This is a genomic window from Methylomonas sp. HYX-M1 (genome assembly GCF_040741385.1).
GTDB lineage: Bacteria > Pseudomonadota > Gammaproteobacteria > Methylococcales > Methylomonadaceae > Methylomonas > Methylomonas rhizoryzae.
The window spans coordinates 2,066,681-2,091,083 of the sequence record NZ_CP160405.1 but is presented as its reverse complement, the minus strand read 5'-3'; the positions used below and the strand labels follow the sequence as shown (position 1 = coordinate 2,091,083).

Sequence of the window (24,403 nt, the reverse complement as noted above, 5' to 3'; positions counted from 1 at the left end):
AAAACAGCAGGCATGATACCGAGTTACAACTCAATCCGGCGCACAGCCTCACTTGAAAGTATCCATTCAGCCTAAGCCCGCCTGCCTTTGTAAGGCCGCATTAATCCGCTCCAAGCGGTGTTGCCGCGAATAAATTCGCACGCCGTATAGTTTTTCCGGCCGAATTCCGACTAAGTTTCGGTCGTCACTCTCAATACTTCCTCCAGCGTGGTCGAGCCCTGCAGGGCTTTGCCGACGCCGTCGTCGTACATGGTTTGCATGCCTTCCTCGATCGCCTGCTGTTGGATCACGAAGGCTTCGTCGTGTTTCATGATTTGCTTGCGTATCGTGTCGCTCATGGTTAGAAACTCGATGATGGCCAAGCGGCCTTTGTAACCGATGCCGTTACAAGCCGGACAGCCAACCGGTTTGTATAGCCGAATCTCGCCTTCCGGCTGCCAGCGGCGCAACTGCATTTCTTCTACCATGGTATCCGACACCGGATAAGCCTGTTTGCAAGACGGACACAAACGCCTGACCAAACGTTGGGCCAAAATGCCGTTAATGGTCGAACTCAGCAAATATTCCTCCAGGCCCATGTCCTGCAAGCGGGTAATACCCGCCGCAGCGTCGTTGGTGTGCAAGGTGGATAACACCAAGTGGCCGGTCAAGGCCGATTGCACGGCGATTTTAGCGGTTTCCAAATCACGCATCTCGCCTATCATGATCACGTCAGGGTCTTGGCGGACGATCGAGCGCAAGGCCGAGGCAAACGTCAGGCCGATTTGCGGCTTGGCCTGGATTTGATTGATACCTTCCAACTGATACTCGACCGGATCTTCCACGGTGATGATCTTGCGTTCGGAAGTATTCAAGGTCTTCAGCGCCGCGTACAGCGAGGTCGATTTACCGCTACCGGTCGGCCCGGTGATCAAGATGATGCCGTGCGGCTGCGCCAGCACTTGCATGAAGTTGTCCGCCTGTTTACCGACAAAGCCCAAAGCGGCGAAATCCAGCACCGCATTTTCCTTGTCCAGCAAACGTATTACCACGCTTTCCCCGTATAAGGTCGGGATGGTGGAAACCCGCAAATCCAGCTCTTTACCCACCATCTGCAATTTGATGCGGCCGTCTTGCGGCAAGCGGCGCTCGGCAATGTTCAATTTGGCCATGATCTTGATCCGCGACAACACCGCGGCGGTGGACGCCACCGGCGGCGAATCGATGTCCTGCAGCACGCCGTCTATGCGCAAGCGCACTTTCAGGCTTTGTTCGAACGGCTCTATGTGTACGTCCGACGCCCGGCTTTCCACGGCTTTTTGCAAAATGAAGTTGACCATGCGGATGATGGGCGCCTCGCTGGCCAAATCCTTGAGATGCTCCAGGTCTTCGTTGTCTTCCTGTTCGACGTTCAGGCCGTCCATCAGTTTATCCATTTGCGACTTGCCTTCGCCGTACTGAATTTCCAGCGCGGCATCGATTTCCGACAATTGGCCGACGTGTAAACGGATTTGTTTACCGGTCGCCAATTGCAAAGCCTGAAGCAAATAGTCGTTTTCCGGATCCATGACTCCGACGTCCAGAGTGCCGTTTTCGGCTTGCAGCCCAACTACGTGGTAATTTTTCAGAAAACGCAGCGACACTTGTTGGTCCAACGGCGATTGCGGCGGATAATGCTCCGGCTTTAAGCGCGGCAAGCCGTGGGTTTGCGCAAAGGTTTCCGCGACATCGTTGTCGGAACACAGTCCCAGCTTGATCAACATTTTGGGCAAGGAATCGTCCTGTTGCGCCTTTTGCATGCGCCGGGCTTTAGCCAGATCGCTGTCGGACAGTTTGCCGTTACGCTTCAGCGCGTTTAAAAATTCGGCGTATTTTTCCGGAGCCGGAGTCGTTTCCATCGCAAGGTCTCGCTATAGTGATCGAAGCCGCCGCCGATCGATAGCCGGAGCGCGGCGGATTTACCCATTATAACGTTCGGTACGCGCAGAGTCGGCCGTTTTACAATAAACCCGGCTAGGCACGACCTGCCTAAACCTGGAACACACCGGAGGCTACTATGGCGTCCTCGCCGATACCTTGCGCGCTACACGACTATATCGAGATAGCCTGTCTCTATCGCTACCGGCTCAAGCTGAACTTGGTCGACGGCACCATGCTGGAAGGCATTGCTCTGACTACCGAAACCACCCCCGAACGCCGGGAAATGCTGGTACTGGGCCCGGCGCCGGAGCAACGCATAGAACTGAACCGGGTAAGCAAACTGACGGTATTGACCGAAAACGCCCGCTTCCAAGAGCTGCGCCTTAGCTAACGCAAGCCGTATAAAGGCAGCTCGGCAATACGCTTGTCTATTTCCGCCAGCATGGCTTGATACAAAGGACTTTGGGTATTGCCGAAACGTGCGGCGAACGCTTGTTGTTCCAGTTGTTCCGGTAGGCCTTGAATATCCGGTACCACCTGTTGGTAATCGCTGATCCCGGCCATCTTGGCTTGAAAAGCCCGGGCGGTTTGCGGACTGGCAATCGCCAGTTCGCCGAAGCGGGTGCCGGTGCGGTCGGCCAATAAGTCGATGAAACTGAAACCGCTGCCCGTTTCGGCGTCGCTCAATTCCTTGTCCACGCCTATGCGTTCGCTCAATAATTTAGCGTCCACGGTGGCCAGCAAAGCCGAGGCGATAAAGTGCTGCGGAATGTCGACGCGCTTATAAGCGTACACCGGGTAGTCTTTGGCATACACCAGGCCTAACGGCAGAAAGCCGCGCAAGTCCTGTTTGAAGATGTAACTGCCGACCGCAATGATCACAGCACGGTTTTCCCGAATCGCGGTTTCGGCGTCCGACCGTCGATAGGCGCTTTCGAACAGGGGTTGCAATAATTCCGCCAGCGATAAGCGCCAGGCCGGATCGTGGCGCAATACGATTTCGTTGATTTGCTGCTGGTAAAAATCCAGATTCGGATAGTCGCGGTGTTTACTGCGGGCTAGTTGTTTGGCGGCTTCGACCATGGCACCCAAATAGCGAATTTGCACGCCGTGCTCGATAAATTGCACCTCTTGTACGTATTGCGCGCCGAGTTGCCAATATTGATTAAATGGCGGCAGATGTCCCAGCCACGGTAATATCAGGTTGGCCGCGCTGTCGGGGATGGAGATTTCGCCGATTTTGAGCGACTTGATGCGAATGCCCTGCTCGGTTTGCCGCAATTTGAAGCTGAAATCCAGATAACGTCCCCACACGGTTTTGGGAACGTAAACGGCGATTTGCACCCAAACCAGATTAGCGCCCATCTGAATTGCCACGGTGTTTTCGACAAAATGATTCAGCAGATAACTAGCGGCAATGTTGATGTCCTTTTGATCCAACACAATGGTTTTGCTGCCTTCGCGTTCTTCAGGACTCAACTGCAACAGCTGTTTGGCCCGCTCTATATCGTCCCTATTCCAAGCGTGCGGCACTTCCAGCAGCGGCGTGTCGTCGATCGCAAACATCAACAGAAGGTTGAACAAAACCGCCAAACTCAAGCCGATTGCCGCTAACCGCTTCAACAATCCCAGCCGTTTTTCCCGTTGCAGCATTACTCAAACGTTAACTCGAACCCGGCCTCTTTCAGGTAAACCTGTTCCTGGGTCAAATCCGCGTAGGTCAACGGCGATTGCTCCAGCCATTGGGGCGGAAACTCCAACGCGATTTTCTTGCCGGAAATAGCGATAGTAAAATCCGGGCGCAGCGTATGCCGGTTACGGTGTAACAGATAAGCCACACGCAGCAGTATGGCTAAAATAGGCGCATTGCGCTGCCAGGGCGTCGGTAAGTCTTCAAAGCGCGCCATGCTGAACTTTTTGCGGTGCGTGCGTATCATGCGCGACAGCAACAGCTGGTCCTGCTTGGAAAAACCGGCCAAATCGCCGTTCTCGACAATGTAGGCGCTGTGCTTGTGGTATTGGCTGTGCGCAATCTCAAGGCCGATTTCGTGCAAATCGGCCGCCCATTCCAAAAAGTGCACGCTATCCGGATTATCCTCGAAGCAGGGATGATGGCTGAGCTGGCCGACCAGATAATGCAAAGTGTCTTTCAGTTGGGCGGCATGGCGGCGATCGGTATGGTAACGCTCGGCCATCAGCGTGCTGGTATGGGTACGAATATCGTCGTTGTAAATCCGACCCAACAAATCGTAGATCAGACCCTCGCGCAACGCGCCGTCCGACACCGTCATTTGCTGAATGTTCAGAATTTTGAAAGTGGCATAGACAATGGCAACCGCGCCTAAAAACACCGGTTTGCGTTCCACGCTCAAGGCCGGCAACACGGCTTGCTGGATATTTTCCAGCGTGAACAAATAGCCGACCAATTTTTCCAAGCCGTCCATGGTGATGCCGTTATTGCTATAGCCCTGGGTCTGCAAGACGGCGCTGATCGCTTTCAAGCTGCCGGAAGCGCCTATCGCTTCGTCGAAATTGTCGCTGAGGTAGGTGTCTTGAAAGGGTTCCAATTGCAGCCCGGCAAACAAAGTGGCTTTGCGAAAGGCTTTTTTGGAAATCGCACCGTCTTTGAAAAATTCTTGACTGACGGTCACGCAGCCCATGTTCAGGCTTTCTTTCTGTAACGGTTCGGCGCCCTGTCCTATGATGTATTCGGTGCTGCTGCCGCCTATATCCATCACCAAGCGTTTGTTGCCGCTGCCGGCCAGACTATGGGCGACGCCTTGATAAATCAGCCGTGCCTCTTCTATGCCGGAAATGATTTCGATCGGATGGCCCAAGGCCTGCTCGGCTTTGGCGATGAATTCCGCCGCATTTTTGGCCTGCCGCAAAGTATTGGTACCGACGATACGCACGCTGTGCGGCGGAAAATTGCTGATTCTTTGTCCGAAGCGTTCCAAACAGATCAAGGCCCGCTCTTGAGTGTCCTTATCCAGCACTTTTTGAGCATTCATGCCGGCTGCCAACCGCACCATTTCCTTCAAGCGGTCTATGATTTGCAACTTGCCGTCAGTCAATGCACAGATAATCATATGAAAACTGTTGGAGCCGAGATCGACGGCGGCAACATGGGAGGGTATGGCATTTGGCAATGCGGTATTCCTGTTCGAAGGCCCGGAGGTATGATTTCTGATAAAATCCGTTGTCTTTTTCGCGGCCCTTAAGTTAGCGGCGCAGTTTCATCGTTGCGGCATTATAAACTACCCCATGAAGGCTTTATCCATCCGGAATCTTAAAAAGACTTACAAAAACGGCTTCCAAGCCTTGCGCGGCGTGGACCTGGAGGTAGAAAGCGGCGATTTTTTCGCCTTATTAGGCCCGAACGGTGCCGGTAAATCCACCTTGATAGGCATCATCAGCTCGATGGTCACCAAGACCAGCGGCGAGGTCAACATCTACGGCCACGATTTGGACAAGGCCAACGCGCTGGCTAAAAGCTGTATTGGCTTGGTGCCGCAAGAAGTCAACTTCAATCAATTCGAAACCGTCAAAAACGTGGTGTTGATCCAGGCCGGCTATTACGGCATACCCCGTAAACAGGCCTTGCCCAAAGTGGAAAGCTGTTTGAAACAAATGGATTTGTGGGACAAGCGCGACACCATCTCCCGCCGCTTGTCCGGCGGCATGAAACGCCGTCTGATGATAGCCCGCGCCATGGTGCATTCGCCCAAGTTGTTGATTTTGGACGAACCTACCGCCGGCGTGGATATCGAGATCCGCCGCGCCATGTGGCAAATGATGCAAGACGTTAACAAGGACGGCACCACCATCATTCTGACCACCCATTATCTGGAAGAAGCCGAAAGTCTGTGCCGCAACATCGCCATCATCGACGACGGCCAAATCGTCGAGCAATCCGCGATGAGCGCCCTGCTCGGCCGCATGCACACCGACCACTTCGTATTCGATATCGCCGGCGAATTGCAGGCCGCCCCGCAAATCGACGGCTACCGCATCGAATTGACCGACCCGCATACCCTGGAGGTAGCCGTGCCGAAACACTTGGGTTTGAACCGCTTGTTTCAACAACTGTCGGCAGCGGACATCGACGTCTTGAGTCTGAAAAACAAATCCAACCGTCTGGAACAATTATTTATCGATCTGGTGCAATGAAGAATTCCGTCGCTTTCAGGACTATTTTGTACAAGGAAATCTGCCGTTTCACCCGCATCTGGCCGCAAACCTTGTTGCCGCCGGCGATTACGACCGCACTCTACTTCCTGATTTTCGGCAAATTGATCGGCGATCGTATCGGCACGGTGCTCGGCGTGAGTTATATGGATTACATCGTACCCGGCGTGATCTTGATGTCGGTGATCAGCCATTCCTATTCCAACGTGGTCTCTTCGTTTTATTCCAGCAAATTTCAACACCACGTCGAAGAACTGCTGGTCGCCCCCGTATCCAACGGGGTGATTTTGACCGGTTACGTCTGCGGCGGCATTGCCCGCGGGGTGATGGTAGGCGCGGTAGTGGCCGGCATTTCGGTGTTGTTTACCCACGTCGGCGTCTTGCACTGGGGCATTACCATTGCCGTATTGATTTTGACGGCCACACTGTTCGCGTTGGCCGGCTTCATCAACGCCGTGTTCGCCGACAGTTTCGACGACATTTCCATCATTCCCAACTTCGTATTGACGCCGCTAAGCTACCTGGGCGGGGTATTTTATTCCCTGGCCATGCTACCGCCGATTTGGCAAACCATCGCCCAAGGCAATCCGATTTTGTACATGATCAACGCTTTCCGTTACGGCTTGATCGGCGTCAGCGACGTGGACATAGGCCTGGCCTTTCAAATCACCGGCGGCTTTATCAGCTTTTTGACCTTACTCAGCTTGTTTTTGCTGCAAAAAGGCATAGGCATTAAAAACTGATACTGCCGCTTTGTCGGCACAGGGCTTTTTGCAAAGCCCTGTCAAAATGTCGCCCTCAAGGCTTAGGCTCGGAACCCTCCCGCTTTTTATCGGATAACTCCTGCCTATGTTCCTTCGCCAATACCTGAGTCACAAAAAACAAGCCGCCCAGTAAACTCAGCAGCATCACGATTTCTACTATCAACCTCGCCATACCCTTACCCTCCCGACACGCCCAACGGCGGCGGACGTTTGACCTGAACACAAAATATTCGGCGGATCGGCCCGCTATCGGTGCAATCGCCGAACCGCAAGGCTGCAAATATCGCAGCCTCGCGCCGTTCGACAAGCCAAGGCAGGCACAAGTTTTAGGCCATGGCTAATTTCACGGCATTAGCAAAGGCTAACGTCACACCATCGAGGCAAAGAAAAGAGATGAAGCTCGGAAATTTCAGCCGATGCCAGGACTGGATAAGCGTGAGGAAAAAACTGCACGTTAACAGTCATCCTCCGCTAAACTTGCAAGCATTATGTTGAAGCAGTGGTTACCTTCAGTCCTTGTCGTGTTGCTGGCAGTCGTGCCGGTGGGCTTGGTCTTTGCCCATTATTCCGAACTCACAAGCCAGTTGATCGTTGCCGGCGAAGAGTTGAATGCCGACGGCAGTCCGGGTTCGCTGCATGCCGGTCATTGCCAGCCGGACAAGGCGCACGTTGCCGGCTGCGGTTTTCATATTTGCCTGGATTGCGCCATTACTCCATCGTTCGGCTTCACCCTAATCCACAGTCCTGACCTTTTTAACGATAAGGCAACCACCGCACTGCTTTCGTTGCTATCTCCCCCGGCTGTAAAACCGCCTATTCTTTCTCGCTAGGTTCTGCGGGTGCGTCGTTTCGCACCCATCGCAAACGATAGGCTCGACTGTGATTGAGGCGGTCGGGTCCTCGTTGTTATCAACCGAGTGAGGACCATCATGACATTGTTTTATAGTCTGAAGCCTGCCTGGTATGCGGCAGCTTTGATGTGCGTCTGCAGCATTGCCGCTGCCGGCGAGCAAACGCTGTTGACCCTGGAAGCAGCCACTCGAAAGGTGGTGCAGGACAATCCCAACCTGGCGCAAATCAAGGCTCGCGCCGAGGCGATGGCAGCCATACCATCGCAGGAAGCCAGCCTGCCGGACCCGCAAATCAGCTTCAATGCAATGAGTCTGCCGACCGACAGCTTCAGCACCCGGACCGAAGACATGACGCAAATTGGTTTCGGACTGTCCCAAGGCATCCCGTTTCCCGGCAAACTGGCGTTACGCGAGCAAGCTGCGCTGCACGAAGCCGAGGCTGCCACACTGAATGCCGATGAATTGCGCTTACGTTTGTTAAGCGACGTGCAAACCCTATGGTGGCAGATTTTTTATCTGGATCGGACGCTGGACATCGTCGACAACAACCACAAGCTGTTACAGCAATTCGTCGACATTGCCCGCAGCAAATACGAAGTCGGCGAGGGTTTGCAGCAGGACGTGTTGCTGGCTCAATTGGAATTATCCAAACTACTGGAACAACAAATCAATTTGTCCGCCATACGGCGCGGCACCGCGGCCAAACTCAACGCCCTGATGGACCAACCCGCCAACAGTGCGCTGCAAATTCCGCGCGCGATTCCGCTAGAACTGCCGGAGCTCAAGCCCGAAGACCTACTCTATCAACAAGCACACGTCGCACGACCGATGCTGGCCAGCGAACGTAAAGGCCTAGACGCCGCGCAATCCAAACTGGAGTTGGCCCGGAAAGAGGTTCTGCCCGATTTCAATGTCGAAGCCAGCTACGGCGCCCGCAACAACATGCTCGACGGCAGCCGGCGTTCGGACTTGTTGAGCTTGGGCGTCAGCATGAATGTGCCGATTTTCGCCGCCGGCAAACAAGCCAAAGCCGTGGATCAGCGGACCAGCGAATGGCTGCAGCAACGCTACGCCCTGCAAGACCGCTGGAACGGGATTCGCGCTGAAATCAGCCAAGCATATAGCGAGTACCTGCGTGCCAAACAACAATTCGTCTTGTTCGATACCGGCATCATACCGCTGGCCCGGCAGACGGTCGCATCCATGCTGGCCGGCTATCAGGTCAATAACGTCGATTTCCTGAATCTGGTGCGCAGCCAAATCACCTTGTTCGAATACGAAACCCAATACTGGAAAACGTTTACGGAAGCTCATCAAGCGCTGGCGCAACTGTGCGCGACTGTGGGCGAGGACGACATCTATGAATAAGCCGCTATGGTTAACGGCTACGCTGGCGCTGACGATAGGATTGACCGGCGGCTATTGGCTGGCCGTACACTCGGAACGACCACAGGCGACGCCGCCAATGCCGGCCCAAGGTGCTAGGAGCACGGAGCACGGACCGGCCTATGCCGACAAGCACGCGAGTAACCAACCGAAAGTGCTGTTTTATCGCAATCCCATGAATCCGGCGATGACCTCCCCGGTTCCAGCCAAGGACAACATGGGTATGGATTATCTGCCGGTTTATGCCGAAGACCAAGTGCAAACCGGCGAGCCGGCAGGAGCCCTAACCATCGATGCGGTGACCGTGCAAAACATAGGCGTGAGGACCGCAATTGCCAAAATGACCCGGCTCACCCATGTAGTGCGCGCCGTGGGCCGGGTCGCTTACGACGAAGAGCGGATTGTACGGCTGCATCCTAAAACCGAAGGCTGGATAGAAACGTTACGCGCCGATAAAACCGGCGAATGGGTCAGGAAGAATCAGGATTTATTGAGCATTTATTCGCCGCAACTGGTAGCCACTCAACAGGAATACCTACTGGCATTAAACAACCTGAAAGTGCTGGAACGCAGCCCGATCGAAGAAATCCGCCGCGGTGCTCAAGATTTGGTCAATAGTGCCCGAGAACGTTTGAAATTGCTGGACGTGCCCGAACATCAACTGCACGAGTTGACCGACAGCCGTACCATTAAAAAGAGCCTTCACATTCATACCCCGGCAGACGGTATCGTCATCAACATCGGCGCCCGCGAAGGCCAATACGTAACCCGTGAAACCGAGCTGTACATGATCGCCGACTTGTCCAAGGTTTGGGTCTATGCGGAAATCTACGAATACGAACTGCCCTGGATCAAGGAAAACGATGCGGTAGAAATGCAGCTGGCCGGTATCCCGGGCCGCACCTTCAAAGGCCGTTTGGCGTTTATTTACCCGTACGCGGAAGCCAAAACTCGAACCATCAAGGTGCGGCTGGTATTCGATAACGCCCATTTGCTATTGAAACCGGACATGTTTGCCGACGTGACCATCCTGGCAAGCAAGCAGATGGAGAGTCTGGCGATTCCCGCCGAAGCCGTAGTCCGCTCCGGGGCGGGTACTCAAGTGTTTGTAGTCCGCGCACCCGGCAAGTTCGAACCGCGGGAGGTCACGCTGGGCCTGGCATCCAATGGCGATGTTGCCATACTTGAAGGTCTGAAGGCTGGCGAACAAGTCGTGACCTCCGCTCAGTTTCTGATCGACTCCGAATCGAAATTGCGCGAAGCCACTGCCAAAATGCTGGAGCCGTCCGCGCCACCAACACCCGACGTCAATAGTTTGCCCATGGAATCGGGAGCGCATGACCATGACTGATTTCATCATCAATAGCGCGCTGAAAGACCGTTTCATAGTCTTGCTGGCGGCTATCGTCCTGGCAATCGGCGGCCTTTGGTCGTTCCGGCAAATGCCGCTGGACGCGATTCCGGATTTGTCGGACGTACAAGTCATCATTTTTACCGATTACGCCGACCAATCGCCGCAAGTCGTGGAAAACCAGGTCACTTATCCCTTGACCACCGCGATGCTGGCGGTACCTCACGCCAAGGTCGTGCGCGGTTACTCCTTTTTCGGCTTGTCGTTCGTCTATGTGATATTCGAGGACGGCACCGACATGTATTGGGCAAGGTCGCGGGTGCTGGAATATCTCAATTACGTAAAAAACCGCTTGCCGCAAAGCGTCAGCCCAACCTTGGGGCCGGATGCCACCGGCGTCGGCTGGATCTACGAATATGCGCTGGTCGATAAAACCGGCAAGCACGATCTGGCGCAACTGCGTTCCATCCAGGACTGGTATTTGCGCTATCCCTTGCAAACCGTGCCCGGCGTATCGGAAGTCGCCTCGGTCGGCGGTTACGTCAAGCAATACCAGGTGGAAGTCGATCCCAATGTGTTGCAGGCCTACGACATTTCCTTATCCACGGTCATGATGGCAATCAAGCGTTCGAATAACGATGTCGGCGGGCGTTTGTTGGAAGCCGGGGAAACCGAATATATGGTCAGAGGCTTGGGTTACATCAAATCGATAGACGATTTAAATGCGATACCGGTGGGCGTCAATGCCAACGGTACACCGATTCGTTTGCAGGACGTTGCCCATGTGCAGATTGGCCCGGAACTACGCCGCGGCGTCACCGAACTCGACGGCGAAGGCGAAGTCGCCGGCGGCGTAGTGGTGATGCGTTTCGGCGAAAACGCCCTGGCAACCATAGAAGACGTGCGCAAAAAGCTGGACGAACTCAAACAAGGTCTGCCGGAAGGCGTGGAAATCGTCCCGGTCTACGACCGCGGCAGTCTGATCGAACGCGCGGTCGCCACCTTGAAAGAGGCCTTGACTCAGGAGTTGTTGATCGTTTGCAGCCTGGTCGCGCTATTCTTGCTGCATCTGCGCTCGTCGCTGGTGATTGTGCTGAGCCTGCCGTTGGGTCTATTGATGGCCTTTATCGTGATGAAATGGCAAGGCATCAACGCCAACATCATGTCGCTGGGCGGTATCGCGCTGGCGATAGGCGACATGGTCGACGGCGGCGTGGTGATGGTGGAAAACGCCCATAAACATTTGGCGGCAGCGGCCGAGAAAAAACGCGCCGCATTGACCCGGCAGGAGCATTGGCACGTGATAGGCAACGCCTCGCGGGAAGTCGGTTCCGGGCTGTTTTCCTCGCTATTGGTGATTACCGTGTCCTTCCTGCCGATCATCACCATGCAGGCGCAGGAAGGCCGGCTATTCAGTCCCTTGGCCTATACCAAAACCTATGCGATGGCAGCGGCGGCAATCCTGACCGTTACCCTGGTGCCGGTATTGATCGGCTATTGCGTGCGCGGCACTATCATTCCCGAGCAACGTAACCCAATCAACCGCATTCTGCATGCGCTGCATGCGCCGATCCTGAAATGGGCGATGCGCTGGCGCGTCGCTACGGTGTCGATCGCGGTTTTGTTGATGTTGTCCACCTTGTACCCCTTGTCGAAAATCGGCAGCGAGTTCATGCCGCCGCTGGACGAAGGCGATATATTGTATATGCCCACCACCTTTCCGGGCATCTCCATTACCAAGGCCAAGGAAGTGTTGCAGCAGACCGATAAAATCATCAAAACCTTTCCGGAAGTGCAGCACGTATTCGGCAAGATCGGCCGAGCCGAAACCGCCACCGACTCCGCGCCGCTGATGATGGTGGAAACCACGATACAGCTCAAACCGCAAGACCAGTGGCCGGACCCAAGCAAAACCACGCGGCAATTGATGGCACAAATGGATAAGGCCATTCGCTTTCCCGGCCTGGCCAACGCCTGGACCATGCCGATCAAGACCCGTATCGACATGCTCTCCACCGGCATTAAAACTCCGGTCGGCATCAAGGTGTCCGGACCGGATCTGAATGTGTTGCAGTCGCTGTCGTTACAAATCGAACAGGCGATCAAAACCCTGCCGGATACGCTGTCGGCTTACGGCGACCGAGCGGTAGGCGGCTATTTCCTGGATTTCGACATCAACCGTCAGGCCGCGGCACGCTACGGTTTGACGGTCGGCGACGTGCAAGATGTCATTCAAAGCGCCATCGGCGGTATGAACATCACCGAAACCGTGGAAGGCTTGGAGCGTTATCCGGTCAATCTCCGTTATCCACGCGACTTGCGCGACAACATGGAAGCCTTGCGGCGGGTGTTGATTCCGACCCCGACCGGCAGCCAAATACCGTTGACGGCGGTTGCCGACATCGGCTTCAAACGCGGTACAGATGTGATCAAAACCGAGGATGCCCGGCCCAACGCCTGGGTTTACGTCGACCTGAAAACCTCGGATATCGGCGGCTACGTCGGACAGGCCAAGTTAACCTTGGCCGAAAAAGTCGCGATACCGCCCGGTTATTCGGTAGCCTGGTCAGGCCAATTCGAATACATGGAACGGGCGGCGCAACGTTTACGTATCGTGATACCCATTACCTTACTGTTGATATTCATATTGTTGTATTGCACCTTCCGCAATATCAGCGAACCGGCCATCGTCATGCTGACCATACCGTTCAGTCTGATCGGCGGCGTCTGGCTGGTATATTGGCTGGACTACAACTTATCGGTAACGGTCTACGTCGGCCTGATTGCATTAGCCGGTACCGCTGCCGAAACCGGGGTGATGGTGTTGAGTTTCATCGACATCGAAATCGCCGGACTCAGGGCGCAAAAATCAGCGCCTTTAAACGCGGAAGAAATCAGAGCGGCATGCGAAACCGCTACCGCCATGCGGGTGCGGCCGGTGGCGATTACTTCGCTGGCCAACATTTTCGGCCTGTTCCCGATTATGTGGTCCACCGGCACCGGCGCGGACGTCGCCCAACGCATCGCCGCACCGGCCTTGGGCGGGATGTTGACCGTGCTGGTCTTAAGCCTTTTGGTATTTCCGGTGATTTACAGCTTGGTATTGCAAGCGCAAGAGAAATGTAAAAAAGGCGGTAATTACTCAGCACCTGTCCAAAAATAGAGGCCTTACTACTTCTTCGCTTAAAATCGAATGCTTATTGCAACCCCACTATTTCATGCATACCGCCAAAATTCCCGTCACGCTGATCACCGGCTTCCTCGGCAGCGGTAAAACCACGCTGCTGAATCGCTTACTGGCGGACGGGGTGAAATCCGCCTTGCTGATTAACGAGTTCGGCGAGACGCCGGTGGATCAGGATTTGCTAGCGCGGCAACAGCTGCCGCTAACGCTGTTGTCCGGCGGCTGCTTGTGTTGTCAGGTGAAAGGCGCGCTGGCGCCGACCTTGAAAAACTTGTGGCTGACCTGGCAGCAAGCGGCGGACAAACCTTTCGAACGCATACTGATAGAAACCAGCGGCGTCGCCAGCCCGGAACCCATCCTGGATACCTTGTTACGCGAACCCTGGCTGAGCAAGCATTACCGGCTGGATCGAGTCATCACTACCGTGGCTATCCCGTCTGCTTGCGACCAACTGCAACGCTATCCGCAAGCGCGGGCGCAAGTGGTGTGGGCGGACTATTTGCTGTTGACTCATGCCGATCTGGCCGATACCGAACAACAAGCCGCCGTCGACCAAGCGCTGCAACTTTTGGCGCCGGCTACGCCGCGCTGGCTGGTGGACCGGCAGCATTTTGCCGCCGACCGCCTAAGCGCCTACAACAAACCGTTGTTTCGGCGCATGCCGGACGCTACGGCTATTACTGAGCACGGCTTTCAAAGTCTATCGTTGTACTTTTCCAACACTCCGCCATGGCCGGAATTCCAACAGTGCTTGACGACCGTGCTGGCGAAACACGGCGACCTGTTACTACGCATCAAAGCCGTGATTTTTCCGCCGAACGACGCTGCGCCGCCGTTTGCCGTGCAGGCGGCAGCCGGGCGGTTGTATCCGCCGCAAACCTTGTCAATCCAAGCCGGTTCCGATCGGCGCAGCCGCTTGGTTTGCATAGTCAGCGGCGATGTCCGGCCTTTGGCGCACACGTTAACCACTCTCTTCGGCGAATTTATCGACGCCAACGCAATCAAACTGCATTGTCCCTAATCCGCACATAAAAACGCCGCACGTATAACCTTAAGGCTAACGCGCGGCGCAAAGCGTTGTGGCACCAACTCGGCCGGATGCAATCGGCAAATCGCGTTACGTTTCCGGCATAGACGGTTAAAACCGAAACTTCGCGGCTTAATGCCGGCCGAATCCGCGTCTACCGCTGTTTTTGCTCATTTTACCAAACGGGCCCATACCGGATTTACGGCTGCCAGTGTACTCTGCTTCGCTAACCGATAAATCGCTGTCTTGGTCCAGCATCGCAAAATATCGGATGATTTCGCCGTTGCTGTTGTTAGGCGCAATGTCGGTGAATTCGTCCAAATCCAGCGAGGTGCTGTTATCGGCGTCGGCCAAATTGAACAATTCGGTGGCGAAAGCCAAACTACGGTCGGTTTCGTTGACGGTAAACTCCTCTAAGCTCAGTGCGGAATCGCTGTCGGTATCCAACTCGGTAAAGCGGGTTTCGATCTTGGCGGAGAAATAGGTTTGCATTTCGGCCAGCGTCAAGCCGCCGCTGCTGTCGGTATCGGCAGCGGCAAATTCGGTGGCGCGATCGGTTTGCGAACCGCCGGCCATCACCGGTTGCGCCATCAGCCCCAATGCCATCAAACCTGCTGTTGCTATCCATCGTTTTGTCATTGTATTTACCTCTTAAGTAAGGGCGTTTTAGGCACGCCGTCCGCACTGCCAATTCAGTGCGGAACAACGCGGCGCATGTCGATTGAGGGACGGGGGAGTTGCCCAAACCTAACGCGCGACAGGATTCTAGTACGCGGCCGGCCGGTAGGATTCTTAGCTTAGGTAAAATCGAGTAAAGATTTGTAACGGCTTGCGGAGCCATTCGATAAATGAGGATGACGGCTCCGCCTTGCCGGCCGAGCGCGCCATTTAAATCCGCCCCCCCAACAAATCGGCGGCTTAAGCCGCTTCACCTAACGCAATCCCGGTACCGGTCGATTGTCGACAGTGCGGCCTTGCTCAGGCAAAACACCGCGTTCGAAAGGCCGTATCGACGCGCCGGCTAAAAGAAGGAGCGGCAAACGCTCAAGCGTCTTTCCATTTAATGTTGCAGCCGATGCTGGGATATTGATTGGGATTGATAGGCTGGCCGGTAAGCAGCGCATCCAGAGCCTGGCGCAAATCCTCCCCGCTTGGCGGAATATCGTTTTTAGGCGTAGAGGTATCCAAGCGCCCGCGGTACACGCAACGCAATTCGGCGTCGAACAAGTACAAATCGGGGGTACAGGCCGCTTGATACGCTTTGGCCACTGCTTGGCTCTCGTCGTACAAATAGGCCGCAAACGGATTGCCCCATTCGGCCATCATGTCCCGCATCTTGTCCGGCGCGTCTTGCGGATAACTCTCGATGTCGTTGGAACTGATAGCAATAGTATTGATTCCCCAGTCCGCATAATGCCGGGCAATGTCGATCAACTGATCCTTGACGTGCAACACGTAAGGACAATGGTTGCAGATAAACATGATCAGGGTACCGTTTGTCCCCTTCAGTTCCGACAAGCCGTATTGCGCGCCCGTGACGGTATCCGGCAAATAAAAATGCTGTGCCGACGTACCCAAAGGCAGCATAGAAGACGGTGTTGCAGCCATATAGCTTCTCCCCTAGCCTATGAAAAAGCATCAGTATAGTCCGCTCAACGCGAACTTGGCTAAGCACAATGACAGCTCGGCTAAACCAGCCTCATTGCTCCACCGTCACAAACGACAACTTGCCGATCCCGGAACGTTGCGCGCTGGCCATGACTTTGGCGACCGAATCGAAGATTGCTCCCCTATCCGCTTGCAGTTGTATGCTGATATCCGGGTCGATTTGCTGCAGGGTTTTCAATTCGCCTTCCAAAGCCTCCAGGGGCACGGCCTTGCCGTCCAGTTCGGCTTCGCCGCTCGCCGTCACCGCCAGAATGGCTACGTGTTTATCCGGAGTCGGTTCGGTTTGCTCGGTTTTCGGCAGCTTGACTTTGACCACTTGGGTCAATAGCGGCGCAGTGACGATAAACACGATCAATAAAACCAGCATGACGTCCACCAGCGGCGTGACGTTGATTTCACTCAATTCACCCCCCTCTTCGTCGTCGTTAAGCTGCATGGACATGGGCAATCTCCGTATGCAAGCGGGTCAAATCGTTTTCAATGCACGCCAGCAAGTAATCGGTGGCGAAATGCTCCAGGCGGGCGATTAAGCGGCGGTTGTGACGCAGGAAAAAGTTGTAGGCGATCACCGCCGGTATCGCCACCGCTAAACCCAGCGCGGTGGCGATCAGGGCTTCGCCGATGGGACCGGCAACCACTTCCAGACTGGCGTTGCCCTGGGCGCTGATGTCCTTCAAGGCATGCATAATCCCCCAGACCGTGCCGAACAAGCCGACGAAGGGTGCGGACGTGCCTATACTGGCCAACCAGCCCAAGCCGCTGTCCAAGCGGGCTTTTTCCTTTTGCAATTGCTGTTTCAAAGCCCGCTCTATCAGCTCGTGCCATGCCGGATTGTACTTGGTCGGCGCCTGGGTTTTGTGCAAGGCCCGGTGATAGGTCTGGTATCCGGCCTGCCACAAACGCCCTACCGGGGTATCGGCATCGATTTGCGCCAAGGTTTCCGACGCAACCACCGGATTGTGCAACGCGGTCGGCTCGAACGACCGTAGCAAGCGGTAGTTGCGGTAGCGATGCCAGACAACCTCGCCGGCTTTCAGCAAGATGACGCTCCAGGTCAGCAGGGAAAAACACCCCAAGACGCATAATGTGCCATCGACGATGGCGGTTTCGGAAAAATTCATACGATGCTCCTGTATTTCGAAAAAAACTCTGTTGCGCGCTACGCACGCACGGCGTTCAACGCAAACTGAACACGATGGGTATGCTGACCCAGCTTGGCTCCGCCACGTCGCCGCGTTTGGCCGGTACGAAGCGCCAATCGCGGACGGCATCCAGCGCCGACTCGTCCAGCACTTCGTGTCCGCTGGAACGCTGCACATTCACCTGCTCGGCCCTGCCGTCCGCAGCTACCAGTACCCGCAACACCACGGTCCCCTGCCAACCGCGCTGTCTGGCCGACAGCGGATAATCGGGTTTGGGATTGTTTAAATAGGCGGCGTTGCTGTCCACCGGCTGGTAGACGTCGTTTCTGGGGGCGGCCGGGGCTTGCTGCACCGGGGTAGGCACGGCCGCGGCCGCGACACTTTGCGGTTGTGGCTGTTCTGCTTGTGGTTCAACCAGTTTGCGTTTCGGTGCGTCGTCGGCCTGAGCGACTTTGGGTTTGGGCTTGATTTTGGGTTTAGCCGGTTTGGGTTTGGCTTCCTTGGGCGTTTCCGGTTTGGGCGGTTGCGGCGCCTGCACGGCTTGCGGTGCCGGCGGCGCCGACAATTCCATGGCGATCATCGGCAATGGTGCGGCGGCGGAAAACGGCAAGGGCTGCGGCCGAGTGGCGTACCAAAACAATAAATAAGCGTGCAGCAACGCGACCAGTAAGGCTACCGCCGTTAAGGCCAAAGAACGGCGTAATGAAACGGCCGTATGAGGCACGGTAACCGACCAGCTATTGTCCGGCTCGGGCAAGGCGGATACGTCCAGCAAATAAATGCGTTGCTCGCGTAGCCTCGCGAGCCAATTAAGTACGGCTTGCCCCATGGCTATCGCGCCTCTTTTTTTAAGCGCTTAGCCGGCTTGGGCAGATAATCCGCATGCGCTGCGGAATTTTTAATGCGCGCCGGGTTAGCGTTTTCCTGCGCCAATCGCCGCTCCAATTGATGCACCTGGTATTGCAGAGCTTCCAACGCGCTTAACGTCTGTTGAAATTGCTGCTGCAAATATTCGAAGTGCACCTGAAAGTAACGCGCCGCGGGAAACGCTGCGTCCGGTACCGGCAAGGGTTCCGGTGCGGAATGCTCGGAACTGAAACGATTATGCATGCTATATCCCCCTTAAAAACGCCGTTATCCGGTTTACCCCGTTACGGTCGAACTTCGGCTATTTTCGCCGCCGGCTTGCCGCCTGCGCCCAATGCGGCGTAACAAACCGGCGTCAGTATCAAGCTGGCCGCCATGCCGACGAACAAACCGGCGGACAAGGACAGCGTCATCGGCACCAAGAACTGGGCTTGCGGGCTGGTTTCCAGCAAAGTCGGCAAAAAACCGGCAAAGTTGGTCAAAAAAGCCAGGAAAATCGGCCGAAACCGTAAAGTGCAGGCTTCTACGATCATCTGCTCGGTACTTTTTCCGCCGGCATCGTGCTGGCGCAGATGATCCAGCAGCACCAGACTGTCGTTGACCACCACGCCGCTGGCGGCCACCATGCCGACCAGGGACTCCATGGATAAAGGCAAACCGAACGCCCAATGCGCCAACACCCCGCCGCTCCAGGCAACCGGCGCGGCCAATAAAAAGATCAAGGGTTTGCTGTAAGATCGAAACGGCACCGCGATCAACACGTAGATCAGCAGCAAAGCCAATACGGTGTGCTCGCCGAACGCCGCCAGCATCGCTTGCTGTTCCTGACGTTGCTGGCCGGTACGGGCGGATAATCCGGGAAATTGCGTTTCCAATGCCGGAAGCCATTGCTTTTCCAGGACGGCATACAGCGCATTAGCATCGCCCAGGGTCGGATCGACCCGGGCCTGGATGCTCAACACCCGCTGCCGATCTTCGCGGCTGATCCGGGCATTGCCTTGCACCAGCGCCACTTCGGCCACGCTGCTCAGCGGCGCGCTACTGCCGTTAGGCAGAGTGACCGGCAGGTTGTGCAGTTGCTCTAAAGATCGCCTGTGCTCCAACGGGTAGCGCACGATGACCTTGACTTCCTTGCGCCCGCGGATGAAACGGTGCACTTCTTGGCCGTAATAAGCGTGCCGTACCTGCTGAGCCAAGGGTTCCAGCCGCAAACCCAGACGCTCGGCGCCCGGCTTCAGCTGCAAGTGGATTTCCGGCTTGCCCGATTCGGCCGAGTCCACCACGTCGTAGACGCCGGGATAAGCCTTGATCGAGCGTTCCAGCTCGGCGGCTGCGGCGGTCAATAACTCAGGCCGGTCCGCGCCCAGCGTCAACTCGATGTCGTAGGCTTGATCGCCTTCTTTAAAAATGAAATCGACTTTACCTTGACCGAGGTCGCCGATGCGTTGCCGCCAATCCCGAATGAACGGTTCCACCTGCACGTGTTGCCGGCCCAGCGCGGACAACTCCAGCCAAATGCCGCCCATATGTTCCCAAACCATGGTTTCGACGCCGACGATGATGCCTTGCTCCCCTAGGCTGCCGCGGCCGGACCCGGCGAGCTTGGCGTCCCATTCGGCCCGCAACTCGAACAAGGCTTGTTCCACCCGGCCGGCCAAGGCTTGCATCTCGGCGTAAGACGTGCTTTGCGGCATTTGCATCGACACCCAAAAACTGTCCTTGGTTACGTCCGGATTGATGGATTGCCGTACCCGGTCGCCGGCCACCAAGGCCCAACTCAAGATCAGCAACGCGGCGAACAGCGCCACCGTCAAATACCGCCAATCCAGCGCGACCTCCAGCAGCGGCCGATAGATGTTGACCACAAAATCGTCCAGCCCCCGGTTCAACCTGGCTCTTAGCCGCTGCAAGCGGGTTGGCGCAGCATCCTGCCGGATCGGCGCGACCAGATGCGCCGGCAAAATCAATAAGGCTTCGATCACGGAAAATAGCAAGGTCAAAATCATGATGACGCAGATCGGTTTCATCATCTGCCCGGCCCAGCCCGGCAGATTCAACCCCGGCAAAAAAGCCACCAATACCACCAGCACCGATAAAGTGACGGGCAAGGCGACCGCCTTGACGCCATTGACTGCCGCAAGCAGCGGCGCCTCGCCGGCCTCGGCTTGCCGGCTGTGTATGCTTTCGCCGATGATGATGGCGTCGTCGACCAGCACCCCCATCGCCAGCAAAAAACCGAATAAAGACAGCATGTTCAACGACACGTCCAGCAGCGGCATCAGGCAGAACGCCCCCAGCACCGAGGTCAATATGCCCACGCCGGCCCACAAGGCGACCCGTGCGCGTAAAAACAGGGTCAATACCAGACACACCAATACGAATCCGCCAAGAGCGTCTTCAGACAAGGTCGCTATGCGTTCGTCGTAGGCTTGCGAATCGTCCCACCAGCAAATCAGGCGCAAACCTTCCGGCAAGCCGGCCCGGATGGACTCGACCGTCGCTTTGACTTGGCGGGCCACTTGCACGCTGTCGCTTTCGGTGTGCACCTCCCAGCCTTGCGCGGTTTGCCCGTTGTGCCGCCAGGTAAAAAGCCTTTCCTCCAGACCGTCGTGTATCGTCGCCACCTGCGCCAAACGCAGATGGTTGCCGTCCGGCAGGGTTTTCAGTACCAGATCGCGCAAGGCGTCGGCCGATCTGGCCCTGGCATGCACTCTCAGCAGCAACTCGCCGTCCGGATTTTTGATCAACCCGCCCGGCGCGTCCACCGATGCGGCGCGCACCGCTTGCGCCACTTCGCCCAGGCTCAAGCGGTATTTGCGTAACCGCTCCGGCGACACTTCTATGCCGATTTCGTAGCCGATTTCGCCGTAATTGCGCACCCGGCTCACGCCGGGGATGGCGGCCAATTGCTGCTGTATGCCTTCGCCGAACTGCTGCAACTCGAAGGCGTCGGTATCGCCGTGCAAGGCCACCCAAATCACGCCGTCGTCGCCTTCGCGGCCGGACAAGGCGACTTCTATGGTTTCCAATTCCTTGGGTAGACGCAAAATCGCTTGTATGCGTCCGCGGATCAGCGCCAGCATTTGATCGCGGTCGCGGCCGGGCAGAATTTCCACCTCTACTTTGCAGAGCTGGGCAAAGATTGTGCCGCGCACGCGCTTGATGCCCGGCAGGTCGTGCAGCGCCTCTTCGATGGGAATGCAGACCGATTGTTCGATTTCGGCCGGTCCCGCGCCCGGAAATTCCGCTTTGACTTCGATTTGGTGCGGGCTAAAACGCGGAAACACTTCCTTGTCCACGCTGCGCAACCCGATCATGCCGCCGGCCAGAATCAGCAACATCAACAAGTTGGCGGCGACCGGGTTGCCGGCAAACCAAGCCAATACGCCGGAAAACGGCTTTACCGGCTCTGCGCTAGTCATGCAACACCCCACTGTCCCCGTCGTCGGCAATCTGCACTTGCATGCCGGCTACCGCCAGCGGCAATTCGGAAACCACCACCCGCTCCCCGGCCGTTAGTCCCGTGCTGACGATGCTGTTACCGCCTTGGTTACGCAGCACTCGGACTTGGCGCAACTCCAGACGTCGGTCGGCATTCACCAACTTGACTTGCTGCAAATTGTTAATACTGGCGCGCGGCAGTACGAACAGCTTGTCGCGGGTAATCCCCTCGATTTGCGCTTGCACGAATAGCCCGCTAAATAGCGGCATGGTGGCCACGGCCCGCTCGGGATCGTCCACCTGGGCGATTAAAAACAGTTGACCGTTGTCGCTATCCAGGGCCGCTTCGCTACGCACGATGCGCGCCGGCCATTGCAAGCTACGGCCGCCGATTTCAGCCTGCAAGCGAACCTGCGGCCATTGCGGGTTTTTGGGGTTGGTCAGCGGCAAAGCCAAAAACGCCAAGTCGTCGACGGCGATAGGCAGGCGGATTTCGGCAACGTCATTGGCATAGATGCGGGCGACCGGGCTGCCGGGGCTTAAAAACTGTCCGCGGCCTATCCGCTTGTTCAACACTCTGCCGGCGAACGGCGCCCGGATATCGCAGCGACTGCGGTTCAATCCGGCCTTGGCCAATTCCGCCTGCGCCGCGGACAATTTGGCCTGCGCTTCGGCCAATTGCGGTTTGCGCAAGGCCAAATCGCCGGCTTCGCCCTGCCCTAGCGCCTGCCAATCGCTCAGCGCTTGTTCCGCTTGGGCCTTTTCGTTGATCAACACCCGTTGCGCCTCGGCCACGCCGGCCTCGGCGGCGGCGATGGCATAGTCGTAATCGCGCGGGTCTATGCGCACCAACACCTCGTTGGCGGCGAAAAACCCGCCGGAGGCCAAGGCCGGATGCACGGTTTGCACTTGGCCGCCGACTTGAGCGATCAAATCGATTTCCTCGCGCGGCGTAACCACGCCTTGCGTTTCGACCGTCAAGCGCAGGGTTTGCGGTTCGGCACGCCACACCTGCACGACCGGCAAAATCGCTTGCGCATCTTGGCTTATCCGTCCCGGTCTCAGCTCTATCATGGCCCAGGCGGCGCCGACCGCGCCCAGCAACACTGCAACCGGCAATAAGGTTTTGACGGAAGAACGTTTCAAGCTCACACCGCACCGCCCAAAGCCAGCAACAAGGTAATGCGGTTGGTCAACAATTGGCGTTTAACCCGCAAATGCGCACTTTGCGCGTTCAAGGTGCTGCGATAGCTATCCAACAGGGTCAAAATTTGAATCAAACCTTGCTGGTAGGAATAAACCGCCAATTTGCGGCTGGATTCGGTTTGTTCCACGGCCTCCCGCAAGGCGCTTTCCTGCTCCCTTAATCGCGACTCCGCCGCCAAGGCCTGCTCGACTTCACGAAAGGCGTTGAGGGCAACGCTCTGGTAGCGATTGTAAGCTTCGCGCACCCCGGCTTGGTTCAAACGAATTTGGGCTTCTAAACGGTCGCCGGTGAACAGGGGTTGCGCCAGGCCGACCGCGAAATTCCAGGCCGCGGCCCGCGGGTCGAGCAAATCGGTCAAGGCCGGGCTGACGCTGCCGCCGGCGGCGGTCAAGCTTACCCGGGGCAACAAGGCTTTTTGCGCGCTCTCCAGCCGCGAATCCGCCGCGCGCAAGCGCCGAAACGCCGCCGCAAGATCCGGCCGGCGCTCCAGCAATTCGGCCGGCAAACCGGTAGCCAAGCTTACCGGCGGTTCCGGCAAGTGTTTGCCCGCTTGCAAACTGTCGTCCGGATAGCGGGCAATCAGATTTTGCAGCTGCCGGCCCAGAGTCTGCAGGTCGTTTTTGGCTTGCGCCAACTGCGCTTGGGCGTTGGCCAGATCGGTCAAAACCAAACGCAAGTCCAAGCCGCGGGTCAAACCTTTGTCGAAACGGCCGCGAATCAAGCCGACTATCACGCTACGATCCTCAACGGACTGAGCGGCCACCTGCGTTTGCAATTGCGCTTCCAGCCATTCGAAATAGACTTGGGCTATACGGGCCGCCAGCGATAAACGAGCGGCCCGGTAATCCGCCGCCAGCGCCTCGGCGTCTTCGAGTGCCGCTTGCCGGCCGGCTTTGATCCTGCCCCAAACGTCCAATTCCCAATTGAGGCTGAATAAGGCGCTGAACGAACCGGTAGGCGCATAACCGCTGCCGTCGGCATTTTCGCTACGCTGATAATCCGGTTGGAAAAACAGTTGCGGCCAACGGCCGGCTCCGGCAATGGTCGCCTGCTCGCGGGCCGCGTCGACCCGCGCCGCCGCGGCTTGCAAATCGAAATTGCGCTGCAATCCGTCCAGCACCAAGGCGGTTAAGCTCGGATCGTCGAAAATCGCCAGCCAAGACGGCGGCAAAGCCTGATTAACCGGATCTTCGGCACGCCACTGTCCGCCGAAAAGAAATTGCAAATCGCTACGCTCGTGCAGCGTAACCGGCTGACAGCCCGCGATCAGCAAGGCCGCCGCCCAGACGCTAGCCCAACGCTGCTGGCGTGCGCTCGCGGCGTATAAACGGTTCCGAGTAGAATTAGGGCTTTGGCGATTGAGTCTCTGGCGGCGATTGGCAACTCTCATGACCGGGCAATGCAAACGTCTTATTTATCTAAGACGTT

The 24,403-nt window shown here is 56.5% G+C and carries 21 protein-coding genes; 8 read left to right on the top strand and 13 right to left on the bottom strand.

Annotated elements, in window-relative coordinates:
* Window positions 1–170 precede the first annotated feature (170 nt).
* The gene (gspE, locus tag AB0A83_RS09605) at window positions 171–1,877 is read right to left on the bottom strand and encodes a type II secretion system ATPase GspE (RefSeq protein ID WP_367156096.1); all 1,707 of its coding nucleotides are present in this window, start codon (window positions 1,875–1,877) and stop codon (window positions 171–173) included.
* A gap of 158 nt (window positions 1,878–2,035) precedes the next feature.
* Here gspE and AB0A83_RS09600 point away from each other — a divergent pair, with 158 nt between their 5' ends.
* Complete coding sequence (locus AB0A83_RS09600; RefSeq protein WP_150048082.1) at window positions 2,036–2,290, top strand: Rho-binding antiterminator; 255 nt, start codon at window positions 2,036–2,038, stop codon at window positions 2,288–2,290.
* Here AB0A83_RS09600 and AB0A83_RS09595 read toward each other — a convergent pair.
* Window positions 2,287–3,552, bottom strand: a complete 1,266-nt coding sequence (locus AB0A83_RS09595; RefSeq protein WP_150048081.1) for a hypothetical protein — start codon at window positions 3,550–3,552, stop codon at window positions 2,287–2,289. The two genes, AB0A83_RS09600 and AB0A83_RS09595, sit on opposite strands and share 4 nt — an antisense overlap.
* On the bottom strand, window positions 3,552–5,048 hold the full coding sequence (ppx, locus tag AB0A83_RS09590; protein WP_150048080.1) for an exopolyphosphatase: 1,497 nt from the start codon (window positions 5,046–5,048) through the stop codon (window positions 3,552–3,554). The genes AB0A83_RS09595 and ppx overlap by 1 nt, the downstream gene beginning before the upstream one ends.
* A 115-nt stretch (window positions 5,049–5,163) precedes the next feature.
* On the opposite strand from ppx, the gene AB0A83_RS09585 reads away from it, so the two are divergent.
* Together AB0A83_RS09585 and AB0A83_RS09580 are read left to right on the top strand one after the other, a co-directional pair.
* Complete coding sequence (locus AB0A83_RS09585; RefSeq protein WP_150048079.1) at window positions 5,164–6,069, top strand: ABC transporter ATP-binding protein; 906 nt, start codon at window positions 5,164–5,166, stop codon at window positions 6,067–6,069.
* Window positions 6,066–6,830, top strand: a complete 765-nt coding sequence (locus AB0A83_RS09580; RefSeq protein WP_367156095.1) for an ABC transporter permease — start codon at window positions 6,066–6,068, stop codon at window positions 6,828–6,830. Before AB0A83_RS09585 ends, AB0A83_RS09580 begins: the two co-directional genes overlap by 4 nt.
* Before the next feature lie 55 nt (window positions 6,831–6,885).
* Here AB0A83_RS09580 and AB0A83_RS09575 read toward each other — a convergent pair whose 3' ends face one another.
* Complete coding sequence (locus AB0A83_RS09575; RefSeq protein WP_190303295.1) at window positions 6,886–7,023, bottom strand: hypothetical protein; 138 nt, start codon at window positions 7,021–7,023, stop codon at window positions 6,886–6,888.
* 316 nt (window positions 7,024–7,339) lie between these two features.
* Between AB0A83_RS09575 and AB0A83_RS09570 the strand changes: the two genes are divergently transcribed.
* The 5 genes from AB0A83_RS09570 (at window position 7,340) to AB0A83_RS09550 (ending at window position 14,644) form a co-directional block, all read left to right on the top strand.
* Window positions 7,340–7,681 (top strand): hypothetical protein, encoded by a 342-nt coding sequence (locus AB0A83_RS09570; RefSeq protein ID WP_150048077.1) that lies wholly within the window; start codon window positions 7,340–7,342, stop codon window positions 7,679–7,681.
* Window positions 7,682–7,780: 99 nt separating this feature from the next.
* Complete coding sequence (locus AB0A83_RS09565) at window positions 7,781–9,070, top strand: TolC family protein (RefSeq protein WP_232056834.1); 1,290 nt, start codon at window positions 7,781–7,783, stop codon at window positions 9,068–9,070.
* Complete coding sequence (locus AB0A83_RS09560; RefSeq protein ID WP_150048076.1) at window positions 9,063–10,439, top strand: efflux RND transporter periplasmic adaptor subunit; 1,377 nt, start codon at window positions 9,063–9,065, stop codon at window positions 10,437–10,439. Before AB0A83_RS09565 ends, AB0A83_RS09560 begins: the two co-directional genes overlap by 8 nt.
* Complete coding sequence (locus AB0A83_RS09555; RefSeq protein WP_367156094.1) at window positions 10,432–13,602, top strand: efflux RND transporter permease subunit; 3,171 nt, start codon at window positions 10,432–10,434, stop codon at window positions 13,600–13,602. Before AB0A83_RS09560 ends, AB0A83_RS09555 begins: the two co-directional genes overlap by 8 nt.
* A gap of 55 nt (window positions 13,603–13,657) precedes the next feature.
* Window positions 13,658–14,644, top strand: coding sequence for a GTP-binding protein (locus AB0A83_RS09550; RefSeq protein ID WP_150048074.1), 987 nt, complete (start codon window positions 13,658–13,660; stop codon window positions 14,642–14,644).
* A 138-nt stretch (window positions 14,645–14,782) separates the two neighbouring features.
* On the opposite strand, the gene AB0A83_RS09545 is transcribed toward AB0A83_RS09550, so the two are convergent.
* The 9 genes from AB0A83_RS09545 to AB0A83_RS09505 form a co-directional block, all read right to left on the bottom strand.
* On the bottom strand, window positions 14,783–15,289 hold the full coding sequence (locus AB0A83_RS09545) for an EF-hand domain-containing protein (RefSeq protein WP_150048073.1): 507 nt from the start codon (window positions 15,287–15,289) through the stop codon (window positions 14,783–14,785).
* Between the two features lie 405 nt (window positions 15,290–15,694).
* On the bottom strand, window positions 15,695–16,258 hold the full coding sequence (locus tag AB0A83_RS09540) for a thioredoxin family protein (protein ID WP_367156093.1): 564 nt from the start codon (window positions 16,256–16,258) through the stop codon (window positions 15,695–15,697).
* Between the two features lie 91 nt (window positions 16,259–16,349).
* A complete protein-coding gene (locus AB0A83_RS09535; protein ID WP_150048071.1) occupies window positions 16,350–16,760 on the bottom strand; it encodes a biopolymer transporter ExbD in 411 nt (136 codons plus the stop codon).
* Entirely contained in the window at window positions 16,744–17,439 is a 696-nt protein-coding gene (locus AB0A83_RS09530; RefSeq protein WP_150048070.1) for a MotA/TolQ/ExbB proton channel family protein, read from the bottom strand. The genes AB0A83_RS09535 and AB0A83_RS09530 overlap by 17 nt, the downstream gene beginning before the upstream one ends.
* A 55-nt stretch (window positions 17,440–17,494) precedes the next feature.
* Complete coding sequence (locus AB0A83_RS09525; protein WP_367156092.1) at window positions 17,495–18,289, bottom strand: TonB family protein; 795 nt, start codon at window positions 18,287–18,289, stop codon at window positions 17,495–17,497.
* 2 nt (window positions 18,290–18,291) lie between these two features.
* Window positions 18,292–18,570 carry a hypothetical protein gene (locus tag AB0A83_RS09520; protein WP_150048068.1) on the bottom strand — a complete coding sequence of 93 codons (279 nt, stop codon included), beginning with the start codon at window positions 18,568–18,570 and terminating at the stop codon, window positions 18,292–18,294.
* 41 nt (window positions 18,571–18,611) lie between these two features.
* Window positions 18,612–21,749 carry an efflux RND transporter permease subunit gene (locus tag AB0A83_RS09515; RefSeq protein ID WP_367156091.1) on the bottom strand — a complete coding sequence of 1,046 codons (3,138 nt, stop codon included), beginning with the start codon at window positions 21,747–21,749 and terminating at the stop codon, window positions 18,612–18,614.
* The gene (locus AB0A83_RS09510; protein ID WP_367156090.1) at window positions 21,742–22,920 is read right to left on the bottom strand and encodes an efflux RND transporter periplasmic adaptor subunit; all 1,179 of its coding nucleotides are present in this window, start codon (window positions 22,918–22,920) and stop codon (window positions 21,742–21,744) included. The genes AB0A83_RS09515 and AB0A83_RS09510 overlap by 8 nt, the downstream gene beginning before the upstream one ends.
* On the bottom strand, window positions 22,917–24,365 hold the full coding sequence (locus AB0A83_RS09505) for an efflux transporter outer membrane subunit (protein WP_367156089.1): 1,449 nt from the start codon (window positions 24,363–24,365) through the stop codon (window positions 22,917–22,919). The genes AB0A83_RS09510 and AB0A83_RS09505 overlap by 4 nt, the downstream gene beginning before the upstream one ends.
* Between the last annotated feature and the right edge of the window lie 38 nt (window positions 24,366–24,403).

Bases quoted from the DNA above. Each gene is read 5' to 3' on its own strand.
- gspE (WP_367156096.1), bottom strand. From the start codon at position 1,877: ATGGAAACGACTCCGGCTCCGGAAAAATACGCCGAATTTTTAAACGCG.
- AB0A83_RS09600 (WP_150048082.1), top strand. From the start codon at position 2,036: ATGGCGTCCTCGCCGATACCTTGCGCGCTACACGACTATATCGAGATA.
- AB0A83_RS09595 (WP_150048081.1), bottom strand. From the start codon at position 3,552: ATGCTGCAACGGGAAAAACGGCTGGGATTGTTGAAGCGGTTAGCGGCA.
- AB0A83_RS09585 (WP_150048079.1), top strand. From the start codon at position 5,164: ATGAAGGCTTTATCCATCCGGAATCTTAAAAAGACTTACAAAAACGGC.
- AB0A83_RS09580 (WP_367156095.1), top strand. From the start codon at position 6,066: ATGAAGAATTCCGTCGCTTTCAGGACTATTTTGTACAAGGAAATCTGC.
- AB0A83_RS09575 (WP_190303295.1), bottom strand. From the start codon at position 7,023: ATGGCGAGGTTGATAGTAGAAATCGTGATGCTGCTGAGTTTACTGGGC.
- AB0A83_RS09570 (WP_150048077.1), top strand. From the start codon at position 7,340: ATGTTGAAGCAGTGGTTACCTTCAGTCCTTGTCGTGTTGCTGGCAGTC.
- AB0A83_RS09565 (WP_232056834.1), top strand. From the start codon at position 7,781: ATGACATTGTTTTATAGTCTGAAGCCTGCCTGGTATGCGGCAGCTTTG.
- AB0A83_RS09560 (WP_150048076.1), top strand. From the start codon at position 9,063: ATGAATAAGCCGCTATGGTTAACGGCTACGCTGGCGCTGACGATAGGA.
- AB0A83_RS09555 (WP_367156094.1), top strand. From the start codon at position 10,432: ATGACTGATTTCATCATCAATAGCGCGCTGAAAGACCGTTTCATAGTC.
- AB0A83_RS09550 (WP_150048074.1), top strand. From the start codon at position 13,658: ATGCATACCGCCAAAATTCCCGTCACGCTGATCACCGGCTTCCTCGGC.
- AB0A83_RS09545 (WP_150048073.1), bottom strand. From the start codon at position 15,289: ATGACAAAACGATGGATAGCAACAGCAGGTTTGATGGCATTGGGGCTG.
- AB0A83_RS09540 (WP_367156093.1), bottom strand. From the start codon at position 16,258: ATGGCTGCAACACCGTCTTCTATGCTGCCTTTGGGTACGTCGGCACAG.
- AB0A83_RS09535 (WP_150048071.1), bottom strand. From the start codon at position 16,760: ATGTCCATGCAGCTTAACGACGACGAAGAGGGGGGTGAATTGAGTGAA.
- AB0A83_RS09530 (WP_150048070.1), bottom strand. From the start codon at position 17,439: ATGAATTTTTCCGAAACCGCCATCGTCGATGGCACATTATGCGTCTTG.
- AB0A83_RS09525 (WP_367156092.1), bottom strand. From the start codon at position 18,289: ATGGGGCAAGCCGTACTTAATTGGCTCGCGAGGCTACGCGAGCAACGC.
- AB0A83_RS09520 (WP_150048068.1), bottom strand. From the start codon at position 18,570: ATGCATAATCGTTTCAGTTCCGAGCATTCCGCACCGGAACCCTTGCCG.
- AB0A83_RS09515 (WP_367156091.1), bottom strand. From the start codon at position 21,749: ATGACTAGCGCAGAGCCGGTAAAGCCGTTTTCCGGCGTATTGGCTTGG.
- AB0A83_RS09505 (WP_367156089.1), bottom strand. From the start codon at position 24,365: ATGAGAGTTGCCAATCGCCGCCAGAGACTCAATCGCCAAAGCCCTAAT.